At 63.3% G+C, this 18,614-nt stretch carries 21 protein-coding genes; 13 read left to right on the top strand and 8 right to left on the bottom strand.

Features of this window, described 5'->3' with window-relative positions; all coding sequences use genetic code 11:
* Positions 1–208 precede the first annotated feature (208 nt).
* The 10 genes from RX331_RS32280 to sctT all read left to right on the top strand — a co-directional run bounded on the left by RX331_RS32280 (position 209) and on the right by sctT (position 7,145).
* Entirely contained in the window at positions 209–835 is a 627-nt protein-coding gene (locus RX331_RS32280) for a hypothetical protein (RefSeq protein WP_317253625.1), read from the top strand.
* Positions 836–850: 15 nt separating this feature from the next.
* Positions 851–1,738 (top strand): type III secretion system inner membrane ring lipoprotein SctJ, encoded by an 888-nt coding sequence (gene sctJ / locus RX331_RS32275; RefSeq protein ID WP_317253624.1) that lies wholly within the window; start codon positions 851–853, stop codon positions 1,736–1,738.
* A complete protein-coding gene (locus RX331_RS32270) occupies positions 1,735–2,358 on the top strand; it encodes a hypothetical protein (protein ID WP_317253623.1) in 624 nt (207 codons plus the stop codon). The genes sctJ and RX331_RS32270 overlap by 4 nt, the downstream gene beginning before the upstream one ends.
* Before the next feature lie 38 nt (positions 2,359–2,396).
* Positions 2,397–2,984 (top strand): type III secretion system stator protein SctL, encoded by a 588-nt coding sequence (gene sctL / locus RX331_RS32265; protein WP_317253622.1) that lies wholly within the window; start codon positions 2,397–2,399, stop codon positions 2,982–2,984.
* A gap of 14 nt (positions 2,985–2,998) precedes the next feature.
* Positions 2,999–4,372, top strand: coding sequence for a FliI/YscN family ATPase (locus RX331_RS32260; protein ID WP_317253621.1), 1,374 nt, complete (start codon positions 2,999–3,001; stop codon positions 4,370–4,372).
* Positions 4,369–4,866 (top strand): hypothetical protein, encoded by a 498-nt coding sequence (locus RX331_RS32255; protein ID WP_317253620.1) that lies wholly within the window; start codon positions 4,369–4,371, stop codon positions 4,864–4,866. The genes RX331_RS32260 and RX331_RS32255 overlap by 4 nt, the downstream gene beginning before the upstream one ends.
* 6 nt (positions 4,867–4,872) lie before the next feature.
* The gene (locus RX331_RS32250; RefSeq protein WP_317253619.1) at positions 4,873–5,370 is read left to right on the top strand and encodes a FliM/FliN family flagellar motor switch protein; all 498 of its coding nucleotides are present in this window, start codon (positions 4,873–4,875) and stop codon (positions 5,368–5,370) included.
* A gap of 31 nt (positions 5,371–5,401) precedes the next feature.
* Entirely contained in the window at positions 5,402–6,013 is a 612-nt protein-coding gene (gene sctR, locus RX331_RS32245; RefSeq protein ID WP_317253618.1) for a type III secretion system export apparatus subunit SctR, read from the top strand.
* An 83-nt stretch (positions 6,014–6,096) separates the two neighbouring features.
* Positions 6,097–6,324, top strand: a complete 228-nt coding sequence (locus tag RX331_RS32240) for an EscS/YscS/HrcS family type III secretion system export apparatus protein (RefSeq protein WP_317253617.1) — start codon at positions 6,097–6,099, stop codon at positions 6,322–6,324.
* A 20-nt stretch (positions 6,325–6,344) separates the two neighbouring features.
* A complete protein-coding gene (gene sctT, locus RX331_RS32235) occupies positions 6,345–7,145 on the top strand; it encodes a type III secretion system export apparatus subunit SctT (RefSeq protein ID WP_317253616.1) in 801 nt (266 codons plus the stop codon).
* Positions 7,146–7,275: 130 nt separating this feature from the next.
* On the opposite strand, the gene RX331_RS32230 is transcribed toward sctT, so the two are convergent.
* Positions 7,276–8,814 carry a hypothetical protein gene (locus tag RX331_RS32230; protein WP_317253615.1) on the bottom strand — a complete coding sequence of 513 codons (1,539 nt, stop codon included), beginning with the start codon at positions 8,812–8,814 and terminating at the stop codon, positions 7,276–7,278.
* A gap of 201 nt (positions 8,815–9,015) precedes the next feature.
* Positions 9,016–9,474, bottom strand: coding sequence for a hypothetical protein (locus tag RX331_RS32225; protein WP_317253614.1), 459 nt, complete (start codon positions 9,472–9,474; stop codon positions 9,016–9,018).
* Positions 9,475–9,718: 244 nt separating this feature from the next.
* Here RX331_RS32225 and RX331_RS32220 point away from each other — a divergent pair, with 244 nt between their 5' ends.
* From RX331_RS32220 to RX331_RS32210, 3 genes are all read left to right on the top strand, one after another.
* Positions 9,719–9,970 (top strand): hypothetical protein, encoded by a 252-nt coding sequence (locus tag RX331_RS32220; protein ID WP_317253613.1) that lies wholly within the window; start codon positions 9,719–9,721, stop codon positions 9,968–9,970.
* Between the two features lie 47 nt (positions 9,971–10,017).
* Positions 10,018–10,881: a hypothetical protein gene (locus tag RX331_RS32215; protein WP_317253612.1), complete on the top strand. Its 864-nt coding sequence runs from the start codon at positions 10,018–10,020 to the stop codon at positions 10,879–10,881.
* Between the two features lie 230 nt (positions 10,882–11,111).
* On the top strand, positions 11,112–11,552 hold the full coding sequence (locus RX331_RS32210) for a hypothetical protein (RefSeq protein ID WP_317253611.1): 441 nt from the start codon (positions 11,112–11,114) through the stop codon (positions 11,550–11,552).
* Here the strand turns inward: RX331_RS32210 and RX331_RS32205 are convergent.
* The 6 genes from RX331_RS32205 to RX331_RS32185 all read right to left on the bottom strand — a co-directional run bounded on the left by RX331_RS32205 (position 11,549) and on the right by RX331_RS32185 (position 18,614).
* On the bottom strand, positions 11,549–14,698 hold the full coding sequence (locus RX331_RS32205; RefSeq protein ID WP_317253610.1) for a multidrug efflux RND transporter permease subunit: 3,150 nt from the start codon (positions 14,696–14,698) through the stop codon (positions 11,549–11,551). The two genes, RX331_RS32210 and RX331_RS32205, sit on opposite strands and share 4 nt — an antisense overlap.
* Positions 14,695–15,933, bottom strand: coding sequence for an efflux RND transporter periplasmic adaptor subunit (locus tag RX331_RS32200; protein WP_317253609.1), 1,239 nt, complete (start codon positions 15,931–15,933; stop codon positions 14,695–14,697). The genes RX331_RS32205 and RX331_RS32200 overlap by 4 nt, the downstream gene beginning before the upstream one ends.
* A 392-nt stretch (positions 15,934–16,325) precedes the next feature.
* A complete protein-coding gene (locus RX331_RS39120) occupies positions 16,326–16,802 on the bottom strand; it encodes a twin-arginine translocation signal domain-containing protein (protein WP_410708032.1) in 477 nt (158 codons plus the stop codon).
* A gap of 17 nt (positions 16,803–16,819) precedes the next feature.
* The gene (locus tag RX331_RS32195) at positions 16,820–17,377 is read right to left on the bottom strand and encodes an HdeD family acid-resistance protein (protein WP_317253608.1); all 558 of its coding nucleotides are present in this window, start codon (positions 17,375–17,377) and stop codon (positions 16,820–16,822) included.
* A 151-nt stretch (positions 17,378–17,528) separates the two neighbouring features.
* Positions 17,529–18,014: a DUF992 domain-containing protein gene (locus RX331_RS32190; protein WP_317253607.1), complete on the bottom strand. Its 486-nt coding sequence runs from the start codon at positions 18,012–18,014 to the stop codon at positions 17,529–17,531.
* A complete protein-coding gene (locus tag RX331_RS32185; protein ID WP_317253606.1) occupies positions 18,015–18,614 on the bottom strand; it encodes a hypothetical protein in 600 nt (199 codons plus the stop codon).

Genomic DNA, 18,614 nt, shown 5'->3' with positions numbered 1-18,614 from the left:
TCCTACCTTTTCAGCCCTCATGGACGGACAGATGAGCCAATGGTAGGCTGAGGTTCGTCCGTCTTCCGCCGTGATCTTCCAGCGTGGGAGAGGGCCGCTCGCCCGTTGCAGCAACGGACATAAATGTGCGGCGCATCACAGAAGGACGGATTTGGTCATGTCATATTGGGCTGTCAGGACGATATAGTCAGCTGAAGGGATTTATATCATGAGCGTGGCCATTACCGCCCAAGCCCCGGTCGCCGCCGCTTCGCCGCCAACCGATTCACCGCAAGCAGCCCAAAGCTCCGGCTCGGGCACTGGCGCGACCAGCGAGCAGGGACTCGTCGACTTTTTCGCCAAGACCCGCGCGGACGTCGCCAATGGAAACCTGCAAGAGGCCACCAATTCCGTGGCTTCGAGTGGGGAGATGCTCGGCAAGTTGCGCGAGTTCGTCGAAAAGGCGCACAAAAGCGATGCGGCGAATAAGGCCACGAAAGCCAAGCAGAGGGCTGCCGCCGCCGAGGCGAACATTGAGCTTGCCAGCCTCGACACGCTTGGTTCCCTTGGCAATCTTGCCTCTCTCTCCCAGTTCAACCCAATCGGTCAGTCCGGCTCATTCGGTCAGCTTGCCTCCCTCAATCAGTTTACCTCCGTCGGCCTGCCTCCAGGACCGGCGTCAGGATCGCTTGGTCGCGGCCCCGGCCTGGAAATGAAAGGCCGCGGGATGGCCATGATCGACAAGCTGACCAACGACATGACGGATTCCGCGATCCATCAAATGTGGACGCGGGTGGTGATGCATGGGACCAATTCGGTAACCAAGAACGTGATGGCCCTGCTCAAGGGGCAGTGACGAGGGGGAAATTCCGTGAGCGCCGCCTTGCTCCGTTCTTCATTGCCACGCTGGGTACAGCGGGCGCTGGTATTGCTTGTCGCCTTGCTGCTCACGGCTTGCGAAGCGGAGCTCTATAACAATCTCGATCAGCGCCAGGCCAACGAGATGGTCGCGACCCTGCAGCAGCGCGGGATTCCCGCGCAACGCGTGGCGGTCAAGGGCGGTCAGTACATGGTGGTGGTCGACAAGGGGCGCTTTGCCGAATCCATCGCCATTCTCAAGGAAGCTGGACTCCCCAAGCAGGAGTTCCAGAACATGGGGCAGGTCTTCAAGAAAGATGGTCTCGTCTCCTCGCCCCTGCAGGAACGCGCGCAGATGATTTTCGCGCTGAGCCAGGAGCTCTCGCGTACGGTTTCGGAAATTGACGGCGTTCTGTCCGCCCGGGTTCACCTCGTGCTGCCGGAAAACGACCCGCTGCGCCAGCAACTCGTGCCTTCGTCGGCGTCGGTCTTCATCCGCCATCGCAGCAACACCCCCGTCAGCAATCTGGTGCCCCAGGTGAAGATGCTGGTGGCTAACGGCGTCGCTGGTCTGTCCTACGACAAGGTATCGGTTGTCCTCGTCCCGGTCGACCTGCAGAAGGCAAGTCAGGGCCAGGATCTCGAGATGGTCTCATTTTTCGGTCTGTGGATGCAGCGCGAAAACCTGGCGCAGGCGATGTGGATGTTCTTCGGCTTGGTCGCGGTGATCGTCCTGCTCGCTGGTGCGCTCGGCGTCGTCGTCCTGCGCCAGCGCGGACGCGTTTATGCATTGGGTTCGCCGCGCGCGGTTACGCCGAACGCGGTTACGCCGAGCGTCGTGAACGCGGGTCCGACTAACGTGGTGAAAGCGGGCTCGTCGAGTGTGGTGAAAGCGTCATGAGCACTGCAAGCCAAAGCACCGGAGCCGATGCAGGTTGGGATGCGTTCGTAGCGCAGCCGGCCCTCTATGTCGAGCCGTCGCGGCTTGCAGCGTGCTTCGATGGAATGGTGGATCCCGAATTGTGCGCGCGGCTCCAGACCTCACGCCGCCTCGAGGAGCGGCTATCGGACCTCATCCATTCACGCTACGGACTGGCGCGCACCATTGCGGCCGAGGACGTCAGCGACATTGACCGTTTGATCGCGCTTGCCTCGTCCGAACAGCTGGCGGAGCTGGTGCGCCGCGCCGGAGCGATCTATTGGGCGAACAGTATCGCCAATACCGTTCGGGCCGCAGATGCAGCGGCGTTCGATGCCGCGCTGGGTGAGACGCTGTGCGTCGTCGCGCTTGCCAATCGCGATCTTTCCGGCCCGATGCAGCCGCTCGCACCATACGAGCAGCTCGGTCGGCGTGTAATAGAGGATGGCTTGCGCTGCCTTGGCGCATGGTGCAGGGCGCAGAGCCCTGGTGTTGGCCTGCGCGTCAGCCTCAAGCTTGCGCCCAATCCTGCGCTCGACGATGCAGTGAATTCCCCCTTCGATGAGCTCGGCCCGGCGATCATGCGCCGAACGGCCGGCTGAGGTTGAACGCAATGGTAGACAGAGTTGATCCGGTATCCTTGAATCGACAGCCGTCGGCGGGTGGTGCCACGACGGGCTCGGTTCTCAATGCCAGGGATGTGAAAGCCTGGCAGGACGCCTTTGAATTTCTGAATCAGGCCGAGAAGCAGATCGCCGAAGAAAGAACGCAGGCGGAGGAAGCCGCCTCTCGTCTCTATGAGGCCGAGCGTGCCAGGGGCTATGAGGACGGCAAGGCGGAGGCAACCAAGCTTGTTACCGAGACGACCCTAAAGGTGGACCGCTTTCTCCAGTCGATCGAGCCGCAGGTTGCCCAGCTTGCCATGAGTGTCGTTCAGCGTGTTCTCGGCAATTTTGACACGCGCGACCTTGTCGCCGCCGCTGCCGCGCACGCCATCGCCGATTTGCGGCGCGAGAAGGGGCTGACGGTCTCGGTTCACCCTGACGTCGTCGATAGCGTTTCCAAGGAGTTCGCCCGCCTCGGCCTCAGCGGGCGCATCGAAGTGACCATCGAGGGCAACCCGTCGCTCGACCGGACCGCATGCATCATTGCCAGCGATCTTGCCGTCATCGACGCCAGTGTCCAGACGCAACTTGCCGCCATCGCCTCCGCGATCGGCGCGGTTTGACGAGGCGGGACGCGATGACCGCCGAGCGCTTCAGTATCGACGACCGTCTTACCTCCGTCCTGCCTCGCCTGTACGAGAAGGTGCGCGACAGCGCGCCGCGGTCGCGCAAAGGGCGTGTCCGCCGCCTGCTCGGCGTCATCATCCATGCCACCGCGAGCGGGGCGCGCATCGGCGAACTGTGCCATCTGGTCGATCCGGAAACCGGCCGGCGCGTCATGGCCGAGGTAATCGGGATCCTTGACGACGTCGCCGTGCTGACCCCGATCGGCGACCTGTTCGGGCTTTCCAGCGTGACCGAGGTGATCCCCACCGGCACCGAGTTGTTGGCCCCGGTGGGAGACCGGCTGCTCGGCCGCGTTATCAATGCCCTGGGCGACCCGGTCGACGGCGAACCTCTTCCGACCGACATTGCGACCCGTCCGGTCACCGGAGCACCACCGGCGCCGCTCGCTCGCGGCATCATCCGCGATCCAATTCAGCTTGGTATCCGTGCCATCGATGGGCTTATCACCTGTGCACGCGGACAGCGCGTCGGAATTTTCGGTGAAGCCGGCGGCGGCAAGTCCACCCTGCTTGCCGACATTGTCCGCGGCACTGACGCAGACGTGGTCGTGGTCGGCCTCATCGGCGAGCGCGGACGTGAAGTGCGCGAGTTCCTCGAACATCAGCTTGGACCTGAGGGCCGCAAACGCGCCGTGATCGTGGTCGCGACGTCAGACAGCCCGGCGATGGAGCGCGTCAAGGCTGCCTATGCGGCGACGGCGATCGCCGAGTCGTTCCGCGATGAAGGCAAGCAGGTGTTGCTGCTCATGGACAGCCTCACCCGCTTTGCGCGCGCCCAGCGAGAGATCGGGCTGGCGGCAGGCGAACCGCCGACGCGGCGCGGCTTCCCGCCGTCCCTGTTCGCCGCGCTCCCGCGTCTCGTCGAGCGCGCCGGCCTGGACGGTGGCGGCGGGTCGATCACCGGCATTTACACGGTGCTGGTCGAAGGCGAGATCGCTCTCGATCCCGTCGCCGAGGAAGTTGTTTCTCTGCTTGACGGTCACATGGTCCTCTCGGCCGACCTCGCGCGCCGCAATCATTTTCCCGCGATCGATGTCTTGCGCAGCCGCAGCCGATTGATGGACGCGACAGTGCCGCCGCAGCACCGCGCCGATGCCGCCCGCATGCGCCAGCTCATGTCCAGCTACGCCGACGTCGAACTTCTGCTGCGTGTCGGCGAGTACCAGAAAGGCAGCGATCCGCTGGCGGATGAGGCCATCGCCAAGATTGACGCCATCAACGGGTTTCTTCGCCAGACGGCGCACGAGCACGAGGCGATCGACGAAACGCGGCGGCGCATGCACGAGATTGTCGCCCAGGCCGGTAGCCAGCCCCAAGCTCTATGACGCACGCAGCCGCCATCGCTCGTCTTCTCGGCCTGCGACGCTTGCGGGAGCGGTCGGCGCTCAACGCACTGACCCAGTGCGAGGGCGACTGCCGCCGTGCCGAACAGCAGGTCGAGGCGGCACGACATGCAGTCGCCCACCATCTGGAGCAGGCCCGTACGCACGAGCGCGACAAGCGCCAGGCGCTGGTCGGTCGGGCCGTCTCCATGACGGAGATTGCCCGGCTGCAGGCCGGTCTCGACGCCATGGCGGCGGAGACCATGCGGTTGCGCCGGGTCGAGGAGGAAGCGCAAGCGGCATTGCACAATGCCGGGCTGGCGCGTGACGCCGCCCGTGAGCGCTATCGTCTTTGCCAGCGGGCGGTGACCAAGCTCGACGGCCTGGCCGAGCAGGAACGGCGCAAAGCGCAGCGACTCGAGGGAGCCTATGCCGAGGCCGACCTCGAGGAGCGCGCCATCATGGCCGCCGCGACATCAGAACAAGGCTGGGCTTGAGGCAAGGTGCTCGCGCAGCAGACCATACCGGTGTCCAGTGATGCCCGTCACGCCTCGCCGGTGGCCCCGGATGTAGACATTCGGCTGGCGCTCGACGATGTCAGGCTCGCCGATCTACAATGTCAGCCGGACAATGCGGCGACAGCCGTCTTCGTCGGGCATCTTGTCAACCCTGTCGAATTGGGCCCGGCAGGCATCATGGTCACGGCGCGCCCTCTGCGCGGACGTGGTTCTTCCTGGGAGTGGAGCATGGGCAATCCGACAGAGTTCTCCGATCCGGACTTGGACGACTTGCCGGTGCGGCTCGTCTTCGAGCTCGGCCGCGTCGAGCTTTCGCTCGGTGAGCTCCAAAGCCTGGCGCCGGGCGCGCTGGTGCCGCTGGGCCGCCCGCTCGAGGAGCCGCTCGACATCATGGCCAACGGCCGGCGGCTGGGTCGCGGCGCATTGGTGCAAATCGGGGACAGTCTCAGTGTACGAATTGTGAGCATCGCCGGCAATGAATGACGCTCCAAGCACAGTTGGCCTGATCATCTTCATGACAGCGATCGGGCTGTTGCCGTTTATCATTGTGACAATGACGGCCTTCCTCAAGATCTCGGTGGTGATGTTCATCATCCGCAATGCCATCGGCCTGCAGCAGACACCGCCGACCCTGGTGCTGTATTCGATCGCCCTCATTCTCACCGTTTTCGTCAGCCTGCCGCTGATGGAAGACATCTCCAATCGCGTCTCCGCGCGGCCGCTCGATTTCAGTTCGCTCGATAAGCTCCAGGCGTCGGCCAATGTGGTGAAAGACCCGGTCAAAGCCCACCTCATGCGCTACGCGAAACCCGGCGAGCGCGAGTTCTTCCTTTCGGCCACCACCCGCATCTGGCCGCCGGCAACCCGCGCCAATGTCAAGGACGACGACTTCATCATTCTGCTGCCGTCTTTCGTCAGCTCGGAACTCACGCGCGCGTTTGAGATCGGCTTTCTGCTCTTTCTGCCATTCCTGGTCATCGACATCATCGTCTCGAACATTCTCATGGCCATGGGCATGATGATGGTCTCCCCGACATTGATATCCCTGCCGCTCAAGCTGTTCCTGTTCGTCGCTGTGGATGGCTGGTCACGCCTCATGCATGGTCTCATCCTGAGCTATGGGTGAGGCGCGCGGTTCTTTGAGGACACCCCCAATGAGGACAGCCCATGTCTCACGATAGCATCCTCAGCAAGGTCAACGAGTCGCTCATGATCATCCTGATCGTGTCGTCGCCCGTGCTGATCGCCGCCGTCGCGATCGGATTACTGGTAGGGTTGCTCCAGGCGCTGACCCAGATTCAGGACCAGACCTTGCCGCAGGCCGTCAAGCTTGTCGTGGTGCTGATCCTTGTGATCTTCCTGGGCCCCGTGTTGTCGCAGCAGATTGCGAACCAGGCATCGGGCCTCTTCGACGCCTTTCCCATCATGACGCGCTGAGCCGATGCAGGAATGCCGGGATGGAGTTGATTGGCGATCCGTTCAAGCCGTTGGAGCCCTATATTTTTGCGGCTGCCTTCGCGCTCGCCCGGATGCTCGCCATGATGGCTGTCTTCCCGGTGTTCGACCGCCTCGGCGTAACCGGTTTTGTACGCAACTCCATTGCCGTCGTGATCTCGATCCCCCTCATCCCGATGATTGCGGCTCACCTCGAGGGCGAGCAATTCAGCCTCGGCCTGATCGCTATTCTGATACTGAAGGAGGTCATCGTCGGCATCGTCGTGGGCCTCGTACTGGCCGTGCCGCTGTATGCCGCGGAGGCCGCCGGCGACATCCTCGACCTGCAACGCGGGTCCACGTCGGCCAGCCTCAGCGACCCCCTCGGAACGAGCCAAGCCAACATCACGGCCACGCTGCTCGCGCTGATCGTCATCGCGCTCTATTTCGCTTCGGGCTGCTTTGACCTGACGTTGCGGGCGATCTACGACAGCTACGGCATCTGGCCGGTCCGCCGCATCCTGCCGTTGCTCAGCCGCGAAGCCGGCGGGCTGCTTCTCGGTCTGCTCGATACCATTGTTAAGACCGGCCTCATGCTCGTCGGCCCGGTTGTGGTTTGCCTGCTGCTGGTCGACCTTCTATTCGCGCTCATCGCACGGGCCGCGCCGTCGCTGCAGCCCTTTTACCTCTCAATGACCGTGAAGAACCTCGTGTTCTCCCTTGTGCTCGTGCTCTACGGTGCCTTTCTGGTCGGCTACATGAAAAACGGTCTCGTCGTTTTCCTCGACGCGAAGCCGCAACTCGAGGCCATCGCGCCGCGCTGATCGCGTTCCGCAATGTGGTAGGGCGCTCTGGTCTGGGCCTTGAAGCGCAGCGTTAGGCGGTTGCCGCCCACACTGATGCCGTCGAAGATGTGACGCGCGGCAGGACGCCGCGCGTCGTCTCACCCGATCGTCACGGGTGTTTCGGTGTGCCGCTGCCATTGGCCGACCGGATCTGACTCTGAGCGGGCGGGGGCGGTGGCGGTGGGATCAGCACTTCGGTCTGGCGCATCATGCCCAGCTCGGTCGAGTGGCGGATCGATTCGACCGCCGGATCGCCCGTGGTCGGCAGGTTCGCCGCAGCAGCGGACGAGAACCTGAACCCGCGCAGATCCTGGGTATGGTACACCTCGCCGGTCATCGTCTTCAACGTCGCGTCGAGGTCGGCCTGGGTTACGCCCACCTTCGCATTGCTTGGGGTCACCTGGCGGAAGTCCTCGTTCGACGTGACCCAGGTCGTGCCGTCGGGCGCCTTGAACACGCCGAACATGTGACCGATGCCGCCCGCGTGCTGCACGTCGACACTGCCGAGCGACTTGAAACCGGCCGCGGTGAGCAGCCGCGTTTGCATGTACACCTTGCTCTCGCAGTCGCCGATGTAACGGCCTGCGCGCGGCGCGCCTTGCGACGTCACGTCGCTCCACTGGTCGGGCGAGCGCGCGTTCAGCTGCGTGATGCGACCGGCGGGCGCGTCCGGCGATTTGCTGGCGCGCGCGGCTGTTGCGGCCTTCTTCGCGTCGGCCACCGACCCGAACTCGTGCACTTTGCCCGCGCGGTCCTTGTAGAAAGCGTGCGGGCTGGGGTTGGCGTTATAGACCGGATCCTGCCGCCCGGCCGAACTGTAGTGCATGATCATGCCGCCGGTGATGTCGCTGGCGGCCTGCATCACCTGCTGCGAAGTCGGCTGCGGCTTGCCCTTCGCTGGGTTCGTGAGATCGCGCATGTACTGCGTCACCTGCGCCTCGGTCGGCGGGTTCGACACGCCGCCCGGCGCTGATGCGAGGCGATTGATCATCTTTGCGTTGGCGGCGAAGCCGTTCATGTCGTTCAGGGCCTGGTTGCCGCGCGCGCCCCAACGTACCGGATCCGCATGCCAACCGCCGCCTCGCTCGGCATGCACCGGCGTGCTGCCGAGCAGGATCGCGCTCGTCTGGGCGGCCTTGCCGAGTTGTCCGCCCGGTGCGCTCAAGGGAAAGCCCAGCGTACGCAGTTCGGCCTCGGCTTTCTTGTAGTCGCCCGCCTTCAGCGCGTCGGTGGCGCTCTGGAAGTGCTGCTGCGCGTCCTTCAATTGCTGGTGGTCGACCGGACTGCGCGCGACGTTGAAGCTTTGCACGCGGCGGTTCAGCGCCTCCATCTGCGCCGCATCGATCGGCTTTCCTGGCTTGGCCGGCACCGCCGCCTGCTGGGCCGTGGTGCTGCCTGCGCCCTGCGACTGGTACAGCGGCACGCCCTGCCTCCCCGTCGGGTGGGCGAGGTTGATCGGCGGCCGGCCCGCAAGAATGACCGGGTTCGAATTCGACGTACCCTGCGAATGCTGTGAACTGTTGCTTGAGGTGGTCGAACGGTTGACCGCCTCCTTGAATTCCTTTGCTTGTTTGGAAGAATCCGCGCCAGTATTCCTGGGTGCAGGGTTTGGGGTCTTGACCGTATCGGTCGCGCCGGGGACGCTCATGTCATGCCGCCTTTCAGAGCCTGTTTCCGTGACTGTTGCGTTCGTCGTCCCCTCCTGCATTGCTGTTCGATTGCCGAGCGAAAGGATGTGATGAAAATCACCTCCGTGGAGAGGACACGGTCGACAGCGGTTGCGTGAGCGGAAAGTCGCGTCGACGCGAGGCGTCGATCGAATTTTTCGGCGCTCACTTTGTGCTGCCTCTCAGAGGCGGAATCGGCCGTGGCGAAGATCGTTGCTGGCGTCGGCAAGGCTGGCGGCACAGTGGCGACGGTGGCAGCGAAGGTGGCTCCATGGGTCGGCAAAGCGGGCAAGGTGCTCGCCCCGATCGGACAGCTGCTCGGCAAGATCGCGACACCTCTCGCTTTCATCGGCGCCGGTGTGCAGTGGGCGACAGCGAAGACGACCAAGGACTATGTCGACGAAGGCGTGAGCACCGTCAGCGCAGGTCTGATGGCGGCTCCTCATCCGATTGCGGAAGCTGCGGGAGGCGGCATTGCGGTTGGCCTGCTCATTGAGCAAACGCTCGATGTCAGTGACTACAGCTCCGCCATCGGCATCAAGACCAAAGAGCTCGGAGAACGCATCGGCGCGGGGGGAAACCGCGAGCTTCGTGGCGGGCGCCGTTGCAACGGTTGCTTCCACGCCGTCATCGATCACCATCGCCGCAGCCGACAAGGTCACGGGCGGAAAGTTCGCCCGTTGGATCGGGCTGAAATGACGCTTCGCGCAGAGCAAGCAAAGCGATCGACGGCTCGCCGCTTGCCGACGGCGCCATCGAAGATTGCCGGAACGCCCGAGGGTAGCCGCCAGATCGATCGGCCGCTGTTGGCGACTCCGCGCGCGACGTCGTACGTCTCCGTTCCCGGTTCGCGCGGCAACCGGGAAAGGAATCCGTCGTCATACAGTGCAGGATGGCGACGCAGCTCTGCGTGCCATCCACGATTCCGTGAAAGACATCGGAATTGCAGGTGCGGTCGTACAGTGGAAAAACGATACCGTGACACATCAGCTGATCGTCAAGGGCGCGCGCGATCTCGGCGGCGGCCAATACAGCTTTGATGTATTCGAGCCCTGGACCGGCAGAACACGAACCGTATCAGGGGACGAGCTGAAATCCCGCTACACGACAGGTGTTGGAAAGAGCGAAGGAGACTAAAATACGTACAGCTGCCGGATGACATGACGCTGGGAAGAACATCCCTCGTGGATAAGAGGGAAGCTTTGGCGCGCAACCAAATCGAATTACATCAGCCGGAAAAGTTGCCGGAGCTTGTTGCGATCGAAAAGGTGGCGGATCCGGAGAGCCGAAGCGTTCAGGCGCAAATGCTGCTGCACAGCGGGAGTGTGGATGGAATGAAATCCGTCCTGACCAGCAATTTTCCTGCGCTGCAGAACGTGGATGCGCATGGGCTCGAGAGCGTGATCAATATTTATCGGGCTAATCCGACGTCGGAAGCCAGAAGTGCGCTGATCCGGCTGATGCCTGTTCTGGGAAGATTGCCGGAAGGGGCACGCAATCATGCGTTGGAACAGTTGAACAGCATGATGCCTCAGGATCTGCAGAGAACAGCACAACGGCTGGCGGAGTCGCCGATAGCATGGATGAGCGCAAACGATGATGCGGCCGGCGTGCCGAAGGCGCCCGGACTGAATCCGTCGAAGTCGCTTTCGAGCGACGGTCCCCCGGCGCCTAAGGTAACGTACACGGACGCCGGCGGTGACGGTCCTCACCCATACGGGGGCATCACCATCAAGCAGAGCGGAGACGTTCATGTGACCACAGGTAGGCGCCCGGGCGGCCGCCCGTCTCACCAGGACCTGATGAACAACCAGTTTGGACGACTGCAAATCGGCGAACGGCGCTTTGGCATCGAGGGAGGCGCGGGGAGCGCGCTTGTCACGAAGACCTCGGGCTCTACGGGATTCCCGACGCGGAGCGACCTGCCGGCGATTGAACGTGCATTGGCGGAAGCGGGACGTCTGGAGGGGGCGATCGTTCACGTCATGGAGGGAAGTGTGCCGATGGCGCTCCGATGGACTGGCGCGGGCTGGGAGAGGATCGAATAGCGTCCACTCGTTTGCATCCGCGGACCCACAAGTGCGGCAGTGCACGGCACGCATTACGGTGACAGCGAAATCCGGCACTGTCACCGATCGGGCCGGCGTTCGTGGCACCGATCCGCCTTCGCCCGTACGCCTTCGCGTTGATGGGTTGCCGAGCATCACGCCCCAGGGGCCGCAGAATCGACTATTTCTTCGCAGTTTGAAGATAAGGGTTCGCCGCTCTCGTGGAGAGCGTGACACAACATTTTGTCTCCGCATTTGCCGATAATATTTTGGCGATCTCGATGTCATCGGATGGTCGACCCGAGCAGTGGGGGCTCAGGAGAGCGGTGACCACCCTAAAGCCGCGCCGACCTGAAGTTGCTCGGGCGCAGGGTTTTGATGGCCACATGATCCGGCAGAAGGAGATAATGATGTATCGACAAGGTGATGTCCTTATTGTGGCGGTGGGCTCCGTCCCGGGCACGCTGGATCCGATCGAACGAGAGGGAGACCGCATAATCCTCGCACATGGCGAAGTGACCGGCCACGCCCAGCGATCAAGGCCGAGGGCGCGCTGGCGAACCCGGGCGGAAGATGTCGCCCCCGAGCTTTTGCCAGGCAAAGTAGCCGCTCGCGCCGAGGATCACGACAAGGAGATCAACCAACGTTTTCGTTTGGTTTTCATGATCTAAACCGTTTCATCGACAGGCGGCGTCAGCTGATCGGTAGATTTCGAGGCCCCCTTCACCCGCTCGCGCAGCCGCTGGAACACCACATAGAGCATCGGCACCATGAAGATCCCGATCGAGCTTGCCGCCAGCATGCCGGCGAATACGGCGGTGCCGACAGCTCTGCGGCTAAGCTCGGCCGCGCCGGTTGCGATCACGAGCGGCACGAGACCGAGGATGAAGGAGATCGAGGTCATCATCACCGCGCGGAAGCGGAGATGCGCGCCCTGGATCGCGGCGTCGTTGAGTGCCACGCCCGCCTCGCGCCGCTCCTTTGCGAATTCGACGATCAAGATGCCGTTCTTGGCGGCGAGCGCAATCAGCACCACAAGGCCGATCTGGCCGTAGAGGTCGAGATTGAGGCCGGCCAGCTTGACGCCGATATAGGAGCCAAGCACGCCCACGACGACCGACAGCAGCACCGGGATCGGGGTGAGCGTGCTCTCGTAGAGCGCCACCAGGAACAGATAAGCGAACAGCACCGCAAGCATGAGCACGATGCCGGTCTGGCCGGCTGCCTGTTGCTCCTGGTAGGCGGTGCCCGTCCACGCGAAACCGTAGCCCGCAGGCAGCACCGCATTCGAGATCTCAGTCATCGCCGCAATCGCGGTGCCCGACGAGACACCCGGCGCGGGGCTGCCGTTCACCGTCACCGAGCGATAATTGTTGTAGCGGGTAATGACTTGCGGCCCGGTCACCATCCTGATGCGGGCCAACGATCTCAAAGGCACCATCTCGCCGGTATTGTTGCGCACGTGGATTCGCCAAATGTCCGAAACGTCGGCACGATCGAACGCTTCGCCCTGAATGTTGACCTGCCAGGTGCGGCCGAACAGGTTGAAGTTGTTGACGTAGATACCGCCCAGAGTCGCCTGGAGGGCGGTGAAGATGTCGCTGATGGCGACGCCCAGCGCCTGTGCCTTGCGGCGGTCGATGTCGAGATACAGGGACGGATTGGTGGCGCTGAAGGTCGAAAAGACGCGGGCAAGCCGAGGATCGGCGTTGGCGGCGCCGATCAGTGCCGCCGTGACGCTGGAGATATCGGCCGGGCTCTGTCCTTCCAGCGCCTGGAGCTGGTATTCGAATCCGCCGCCGGTGGAGAGCCCGATGATCGGCGGCAGGTTGAACGGCAGCACGTTGGCCAGCCGGATCTGTGCGCCGGCCGCATAGGTGCGTGCAATCAATGCCTGCGCCGAATCCCCCGCCTCCTTGCGGTCGGCAAACGGCTTCAGACGCGTCACTACAAGCGCACTGTTCGGCTGGGAGGTGCCGTCGAGCAGGGAAAAGCCGATCACCGCAAGCACGTGATCGACGGCCGGCATCTGCCTCAGGATATCTTCGACCTGTTGGGTTACTTCGCTGGTCCGCGCCACCGACGCGCCGTCTGGAAGTTGCACTGAGGTGAAGAAGGCACCCTGATCCTCCTCCGGCAGGAAGCCCGTGGGCGTGATCCGTGACATGCCAAAGATGCCGGTGGCGAAGACGGCGACGAGCAGGAGGGAGACGCTGGCCACGCGCACCAGCCGGCGGACGCCGCCGCTGTAGCCGTCGCGCAGCCAATCGATGAAGCCGAGGACGCGGCCCATGATGCCGCGCCTTGGCCCGGTGTGGCGCAGGAACAGCGCGCACAGGGCGGGCGACAGGGTCAGTGCGTTCAACCCCGAAATGATCATGGCAGCGCTGATCGTCACCGCAAACTGGCGAAACAGCGTGCCGGAAATGCCGGCAATGAATGCGATCGGCACGAAGACGGAAAGCAGCACCAGGTTGATCGCGATGATCGGCGCGGTGATCTGCGTCATGGCTTTCTTGCTGGCCTCGGTCGGAGAAATATCCGGCTCTTCCGCCATCACCCGCTCGACGTTCTCCACCACGACAATGGCATCGTCCACCACGATGCCGATGGCGAGCACCATGGCCAGCAACGACACCGTATTAGCCGAATAGCCCAGCACCAGCAGGACGGCGAAGGTGCCGACCAGGCTCACGGGAACGGCAATGGCCGGAATCGCCGTGGCGCGGAGATTGCCAAGGAAGAGGTAGACCACGAGCACGATGAGGACGAAGGCCTCGCCAAGCGTCCGCAGCACCTCCGAAATCGTATCCCGTACGAAGCTTGTGGAATCGTATTGCACGAGGTAGCTGAGCCCGACTGGAAATCTTTGGGACAGCCGCTGCATCGTGACCGCGACCGCCCGCGCGGTGGTCACGGCATTGGCGCCGGGCGCGAGGTAGATCGCGATCGGAACGGCGGCGCGTCCGTCAATCCGCGCTTCGCTGTCGAGGTTTTGCGCGCCCATCTCGACACGGGCGACGTCCTTCACCAGCAGCGACGAACCATCCGGATTGGCGCGCAGGACGATATTGGCAAATTGTTCGACGCTCGCCAGCCGGCCAAGGGTCTGCACGTTGAACTGGAATTGCTGCTGGTCGCTGATTGGGCGTGCCCCGATGCGGCCGACCGGCGCCTGGACGTTTTGCGTGCGGATTGCGACGATGACATCGGCCGGCGTGAGATTGAGGCTGGTGAGCCGCTGCGAATCGAACCAGATCCGCATCGAGTAGTTCATCCTTGCGAACAGATGCGCCTGGCCGACTCCCGGCGTGCTGGAGATCGCGTCGAGCACGTTGATGATGGCGTAGTTGGTGATGAAGAGCGGATCCTGTTGACCGTCGCTGTAGAGCACCAGAAACTGCAGGATCGACGAGGACCGCTTCTGTACCGTCAAGCCCTGTTGCTGCACCTCCGTGGGCAATTGCGACAGCGCGCTTTGCACGCGGTTGTTGACGTTGACGGTGTTAATGTCTGGATTGGTACCGAGTGCGAAGGAAACTGTCAGCGTGTAGCTGCCGTCGTTGCCGCTGGCCGATTTCATGTAGAGCATGCGGTCGACGCCGATCACCTGCGCTTCCAATGGCTGGGCGACACTGGCCTCCACGACATCCGCCGAGGCGCCGGGGAAGGTTCCGGCGACGGTCACCTGCGGCGGCACGATATCGGGAAATTGTGCCACCGGGATTTGCGTGATTGCGAGCGCGCCGGCGATGGTGATGATCAGCGAGATCACCATCGAAAGCCGCGGGCGATCGATGAAGACCGCGGATATCATTGTTTGTTGTCCAGCCGCTGCGCGGGCGTGCCACGATCGGCCAGCGGAGACGCATCGTTGGCGCCGGCCTTCATGCTCGACAGGATGAGTGGGCTTGCCGGTCCCGGCGAAACGGTCTGACCGCGACGAACACGCTGCAGTCCCTCGGCGATTACCTTGTCGCCCGCCGCAAGACCGCTGATGACGGCGCCGATGGTGGGGGTCGATTGCCCAAGCAGAATGCGCCGCTGCTCGGCCTTGTTGTCGGGGTCGACCACTAGAACATAATCACCCTGCTGATCGGACAGCACCGCCGCGCGCGGGATCGCCAGCACTTCGACCGGCTGGACGCCTTCGAGCACGACTGTGACGAATTCGCCGTCGGTCAGTTCGTGAACGGTCACGCCTGCCGCGGAAGGGGCACGCAGAATTGGATTTGCGATCTCGCCCCGAACGGTGATCGTGTCGGTGCTTTGAGCGATAGTGTTGTCGACAAAGTTCAGCTTGCCGGACTGGCCGTACATGCGGCCATCGGGCAGCCGCAGCTTGATCACCACGGCCTCCAGACCGCCTTGAGGGGCGTATCGTTCCCGCAGCTCCAGCCCCTGGCGCAGCGGCACCGGAAAGATGACGTACATCGGGTCCTGGCTGACAATCATGGTCAGCACGCCTGAGCTTGGACCGACGACGTTGCCTTCAGTCACCGCCGTGCGTCCGATCTTGCCGTCGATCGGCGCGCTGATCACTGTGTAGCCGAGATTGATTTTTGAAGCCTGGACTTGCGCCTGTGCGGCCTGCACCTGAGCCTCCAGGCTGCGCTCGTTGGCAAGGGCAGCGTCGAAGGTCGACTGTTGCCCGGCCGGCCCGCCGAGCAGGGTGCGCGCTCGCTCGGTTGTCAGCTTTGCAAGTTCAAGCGTCGCTTGGAGCTGCGCCACCTGCGCCTGTTTCGATGCGAGATCGGCCTCGAAGGGACCGTGCTCAAGCCGATAGAGTTCATCCCCCTTCGTAATCTCAGCGCCCTCGCTGAACAGGCGCTGATCCAGAAACGCGCTGACGCGGGCGACGACGTTGACCCGGTTGATTGCCTCGATTCGCCCGAGGAATTCGCTGGTCTCGGTGATTGGTCGCCTGATCGCTTCGACGACTCCGACGGCAGGGGGGCCGCTTGGGTCAGGCTGTGTCCGGCCCGCCGCGCCGGTGGTTATCGTCAGCAGAGTCGTCGCCAGCAGTCTGACCACAATGCCAGCAAGGTCCATTGTCCGCTCCTTGCTCCAGACTCAGAACTGCGCCGGGTCAGTGCTTCATCGGAGCCTCGCTACTGCTGTCGTGTCCGATTGCTGCACGCGGGGGCGTCATAACCTCTGCGACGAGCGTAGAATATCAGCGCGATCAGGCCGCAGCCGGACACGAGCACCAGGGTTGCTGCTGCTCCCAAGATGATGTTGCCGTAAGGCGGCATTGATGGAGCCGCTCGCCACATCGACACGCAGTACCAGGTTGCCCCGATGAGAAGGGCTGCCAGCACGGCCGCAAGGAGCCATTGGTTCGTGTGGCGCACAGGTCCCTCCTAAAATTCGGCAGGGTCTTGCATGCGCTCGTGAAAGGATTCGCCACTCCCGATCGCAAGATTGCGTAGGCGTTACTAGTGTCATCGCCATCCGCATTGGCGACGACCGCGACGATCCCGCCAGCAAACCCAGCGGCGCCTGCGCACCGGCGGCCGACCCCAGCCCGGGGCAGGTCCCCAACCAGGTCCAGGCCCCAAGCCGGGAGTTGGTCCCCAACCGGGAGCGGCCCCCCAACCGGGCGTGCGCGACGCTCCCCATTGCCATCCGCATCGGCGACGACCGCGATCCCACCAGCAAACCCAGCGGCGTGAGCGCACTGGCGGGCGACCCCAGCCGGGAGCCGCTCCCCATCCTGGTCCCCAACCGGGAGACGGGGATCCCCACCACTGCGCTTGAGCCACGAAGTCAGACGGTTTGCCGGCTAGGCCCAGATCAGGTGGGACCGGCATCGCCTCGGCACCCTCGATGAAACGAACTCCGATGGCACCGATCGCTGCGGCGGCAACGGCATTCTTCGCAAGGCCAAGGAAAGCGCGGCGGGTGGGAGCGTCGTTCATCGTATTCTCCTCTTTTGTTACGCAGTTCTCCGCGCGGACTCAAACGCGTAGAGCAGCCACGCTAGGCCGTGCGAGATCAGGTCGACGCCAAGCAGGAATCCGAGAGCCCAGACACTGATGGTTGGGAAACGGAACAGGATGAGTGCACCCGCGATCAATGCGAAAAGGCCCGACATCAGCATCATCCAGCCGTTCTGTTCCCAATGGGCGAAGCTCAGCACGCATCGAATGGCACCCGATGCGAGCAGCACGACGCCGAGGAAATAGGTCAGGACCAGGGCGCTGGACGCTGGCTGCGTGAGCAGCAATAGGCCGACGGCGAGATAGAGCGCGCCGAGCAGGATTTGCCAGAGGAGCCCGCCCCATCCCTTGGTCCAGAGTGCATGCATGATCTCGAATCCGCCGGTCGCGATCGCGGTCAATCCGATCAGCTTGACGCTGATGATGGTCGCGAACACGACGTCACCGAGAGCGAGCATGCCGGCGGCAATCATGACGATGCCTAGAAGAGCGCAGACCCACAGCGGAGAAGGGCCCAGAGCTTCGATGCTGGCCCGGTCGTCATGGACTGTCATGCCATCCTCCTGATGCGATGATCGCACGCTTGGGATGGTAGCTTCGAACCCGCAACGTCGACATCCGACGAAACCCTGAGCAACGGGCGGGAATGTTCCCAGTGTTGGAAGGACGGCGCCGCCCCGGTTGGGCCGATAGCGGAGGTCAGGCCTATCGCCTTCCTCGCGGACCTAGCGTCAGCTGGGTCACCCCCGCCGCGAGATTGATCCCGATCGATCGCTCGATCGAGAGCGGTTGCAGGACGACGCTGCGTCGAGAACCACCAATCAGGACGTTGGCACCGAGGCCGGGGCCCAAGGCGAGGCTGCCGCTTGCGCCCACATACCTGCCCCGCAGGGTGCCCGAGCCGATCCGCGAGTTCTTGGAGAGGACGGCCCAGGATAAGGTGCCTGCGGAGGTCACGCCGAGATCAATGCCAACGCGTCTAATACGTCCCTCATAGATATATTGCCGAGGTGGTCTCCTGCCGTAGAAGACGCAGCGCAGTGATTGCGCCGATCCAAGAACCAGTCCAACGCGAGGCGTGCTGAAGCACAGTAGTCTGCCGACCCTGAACGTATCGGCGGAGGCAGGTGAGGCGGCGGCGCAAAGCAAGGCGATTGCGCCGATCGGTCCAAGCAACCGTATCCTTTGCATTCAAGCCTCCATCTCGTTGTTCGCGGCGGTGGACGCTGCCGCCGGCCGGCGGTCCAGGCGCACCCAGAACGTTATTGCGAGGCCGATCAGCAGGACAGCGCCCAACAGGAAGAATAAGACGGACTGCTTCAGCCAGGATATCGCCGGCACCGCCACGCCCATCGTAAGGCCGAGGAAAGAGATTTGCAGCGACAGAAGGCTGACGCCCGCGAGGAACGTGCCGAGCGCGAGCAATGTCAACAGGACTAGGCCGGTTGCCGGTGTCGGAAGCAACTGTTGGACGCCCGACACCAGCATGATGTTCATCGTGACCAGGATGGCAATCCAGTGCAGCGCCTGCGTCCAGATCAATCGGAGTTGCGCCTCCCTGCCTTGGGTCTCCGGCCATTTGGTGACGACGCAGACGACCCCGACGGCAAGCGCCAGGAATTCCCAGTAGCCGACGAGGGGCTGGTGGGAGATGTTGGTATAGGCGACGCCTGCGATGGCAAGCACCAGCCCCACGACGTAAGGAAGCTGCTGCCACAGGAAGTGAGCCATCCCGGATTGAGAAGGGGGAGGGTCCGTGCCTTCCTTGCGCTGCGCATCGATCTCGCTCAT

The sequence above is a fragment of the Bradyrhizobium sp. BWA-3-5 genome (assembly GCF_032917985.1).
Classification (GTDB): Bacteria; Pseudomonadota; Alphaproteobacteria; order Rhizobiales; family Xanthobacteraceae; genus Bradyrhizobium.
The sequence above is the reverse complement of the archived record's forward strand: the minus strand, read 5'-3'. Positions and strand labels throughout refer to the sequence as shown.

What these genes read in the sequence shown, in the direction of transcription:
- RX331_RS32280 (WP_317253625.1), top strand. Translation starts at nt 209, where the DNA reads ATGAGCGTGGCCATTACCGCCCAAGCCCCGGTCGCCGCCGCTTCGCCG.
- RX331_RS32270 (WP_317253623.1), top strand. Translation starts at nt 1,735, where the DNA reads ATGAGCACTGCAAGCCAAAGCACCGGAGCCGATGCAGGTTGGGATGCG.
- RX331_RS32260 (WP_317253621.1), top strand. Translation starts at nt 2,999, where the DNA reads ATGACCGCCGAGCGCTTCAGTATCGACGACCGTCTTACCTCCGTCCTG.
- RX331_RS32255 (WP_317253620.1), top strand. Translation starts at nt 4,369, where the DNA reads ATGACGCACGCAGCCGCCATCGCTCGTCTTCTCGGCCTGCGACGCTTG.
- sctR (WP_317253618.1), top strand. Translation starts at nt 5,402, where the DNA reads ATGACAGCGATCGGGCTGTTGCCGTTTATCATTGTGACAATGACGGCC.
- RX331_RS32240 (WP_317253617.1), top strand. Translation starts at nt 6,097, where the DNA reads ATGATCATCCTGATCGTGTCGTCGCCCGTGCTGATCGCCGCCGTCGCG.
- sctT (WP_317253616.1), top strand. Translation starts at nt 6,345, where the DNA reads ATGGAGTTGATTGGCGATCCGTTCAAGCCGTTGGAGCCCTATATTTTT.
- RX331_RS32230 (WP_317253615.1), bottom strand. Translation starts at nt 8,814, where the DNA reads ATGAGCGTCCCCGGCGCGACCGATACGGTCAAGACCCCAAACCCTGCA.
- RX331_RS32225 (WP_317253614.1), bottom strand. Translation starts at nt 9,474, where the DNA reads ATGGTGATCGATGACGGCGTGGAAGCAACCGTTGCAACGGCGCCCGCC.
- RX331_RS32205 (WP_317253610.1), bottom strand. Translation starts at nt 14,698, where the DNA reads ATGATATCCGCGGTCTTCATCGATCGCCCGCGGCTTTCGATGGTGATC.
- RX331_RS32200 (WP_317253609.1), bottom strand. Translation starts at nt 15,933, where the DNA reads ATGGACCTTGCTGGCATTGTGGTCAGACTGCTGGCGACGACTCTGCTG.
- RX331_RS39120 (WP_410708032.1), bottom strand. Translation starts at nt 16,802, where the DNA reads ATGAACGACGCTCCCACCCGCCGCGCTTTCCTTGGCCTTGCGAAGAAT.
- RX331_RS32195 (WP_317253608.1), bottom strand. Translation starts at nt 17,377, where the DNA reads ATGACAGTCCATGACGACCGGGCCAGCATCGAAGCTCTGGGCCCTTCT.
- RX331_RS32190 (WP_317253607.1), bottom strand. Translation starts at nt 18,014, where the DNA reads ATGCAAAGGATACGGTTGCTTGGACCGATCGGCGCAATCGCCTTGCTT.
- RX331_RS32185 (WP_317253606.1), bottom strand. Translation starts at nt 18,614, where the DNA reads ATGAGCGAGATCGATGCGCAGCGCAAGGAAGGCACGGACCCTCCCCCT.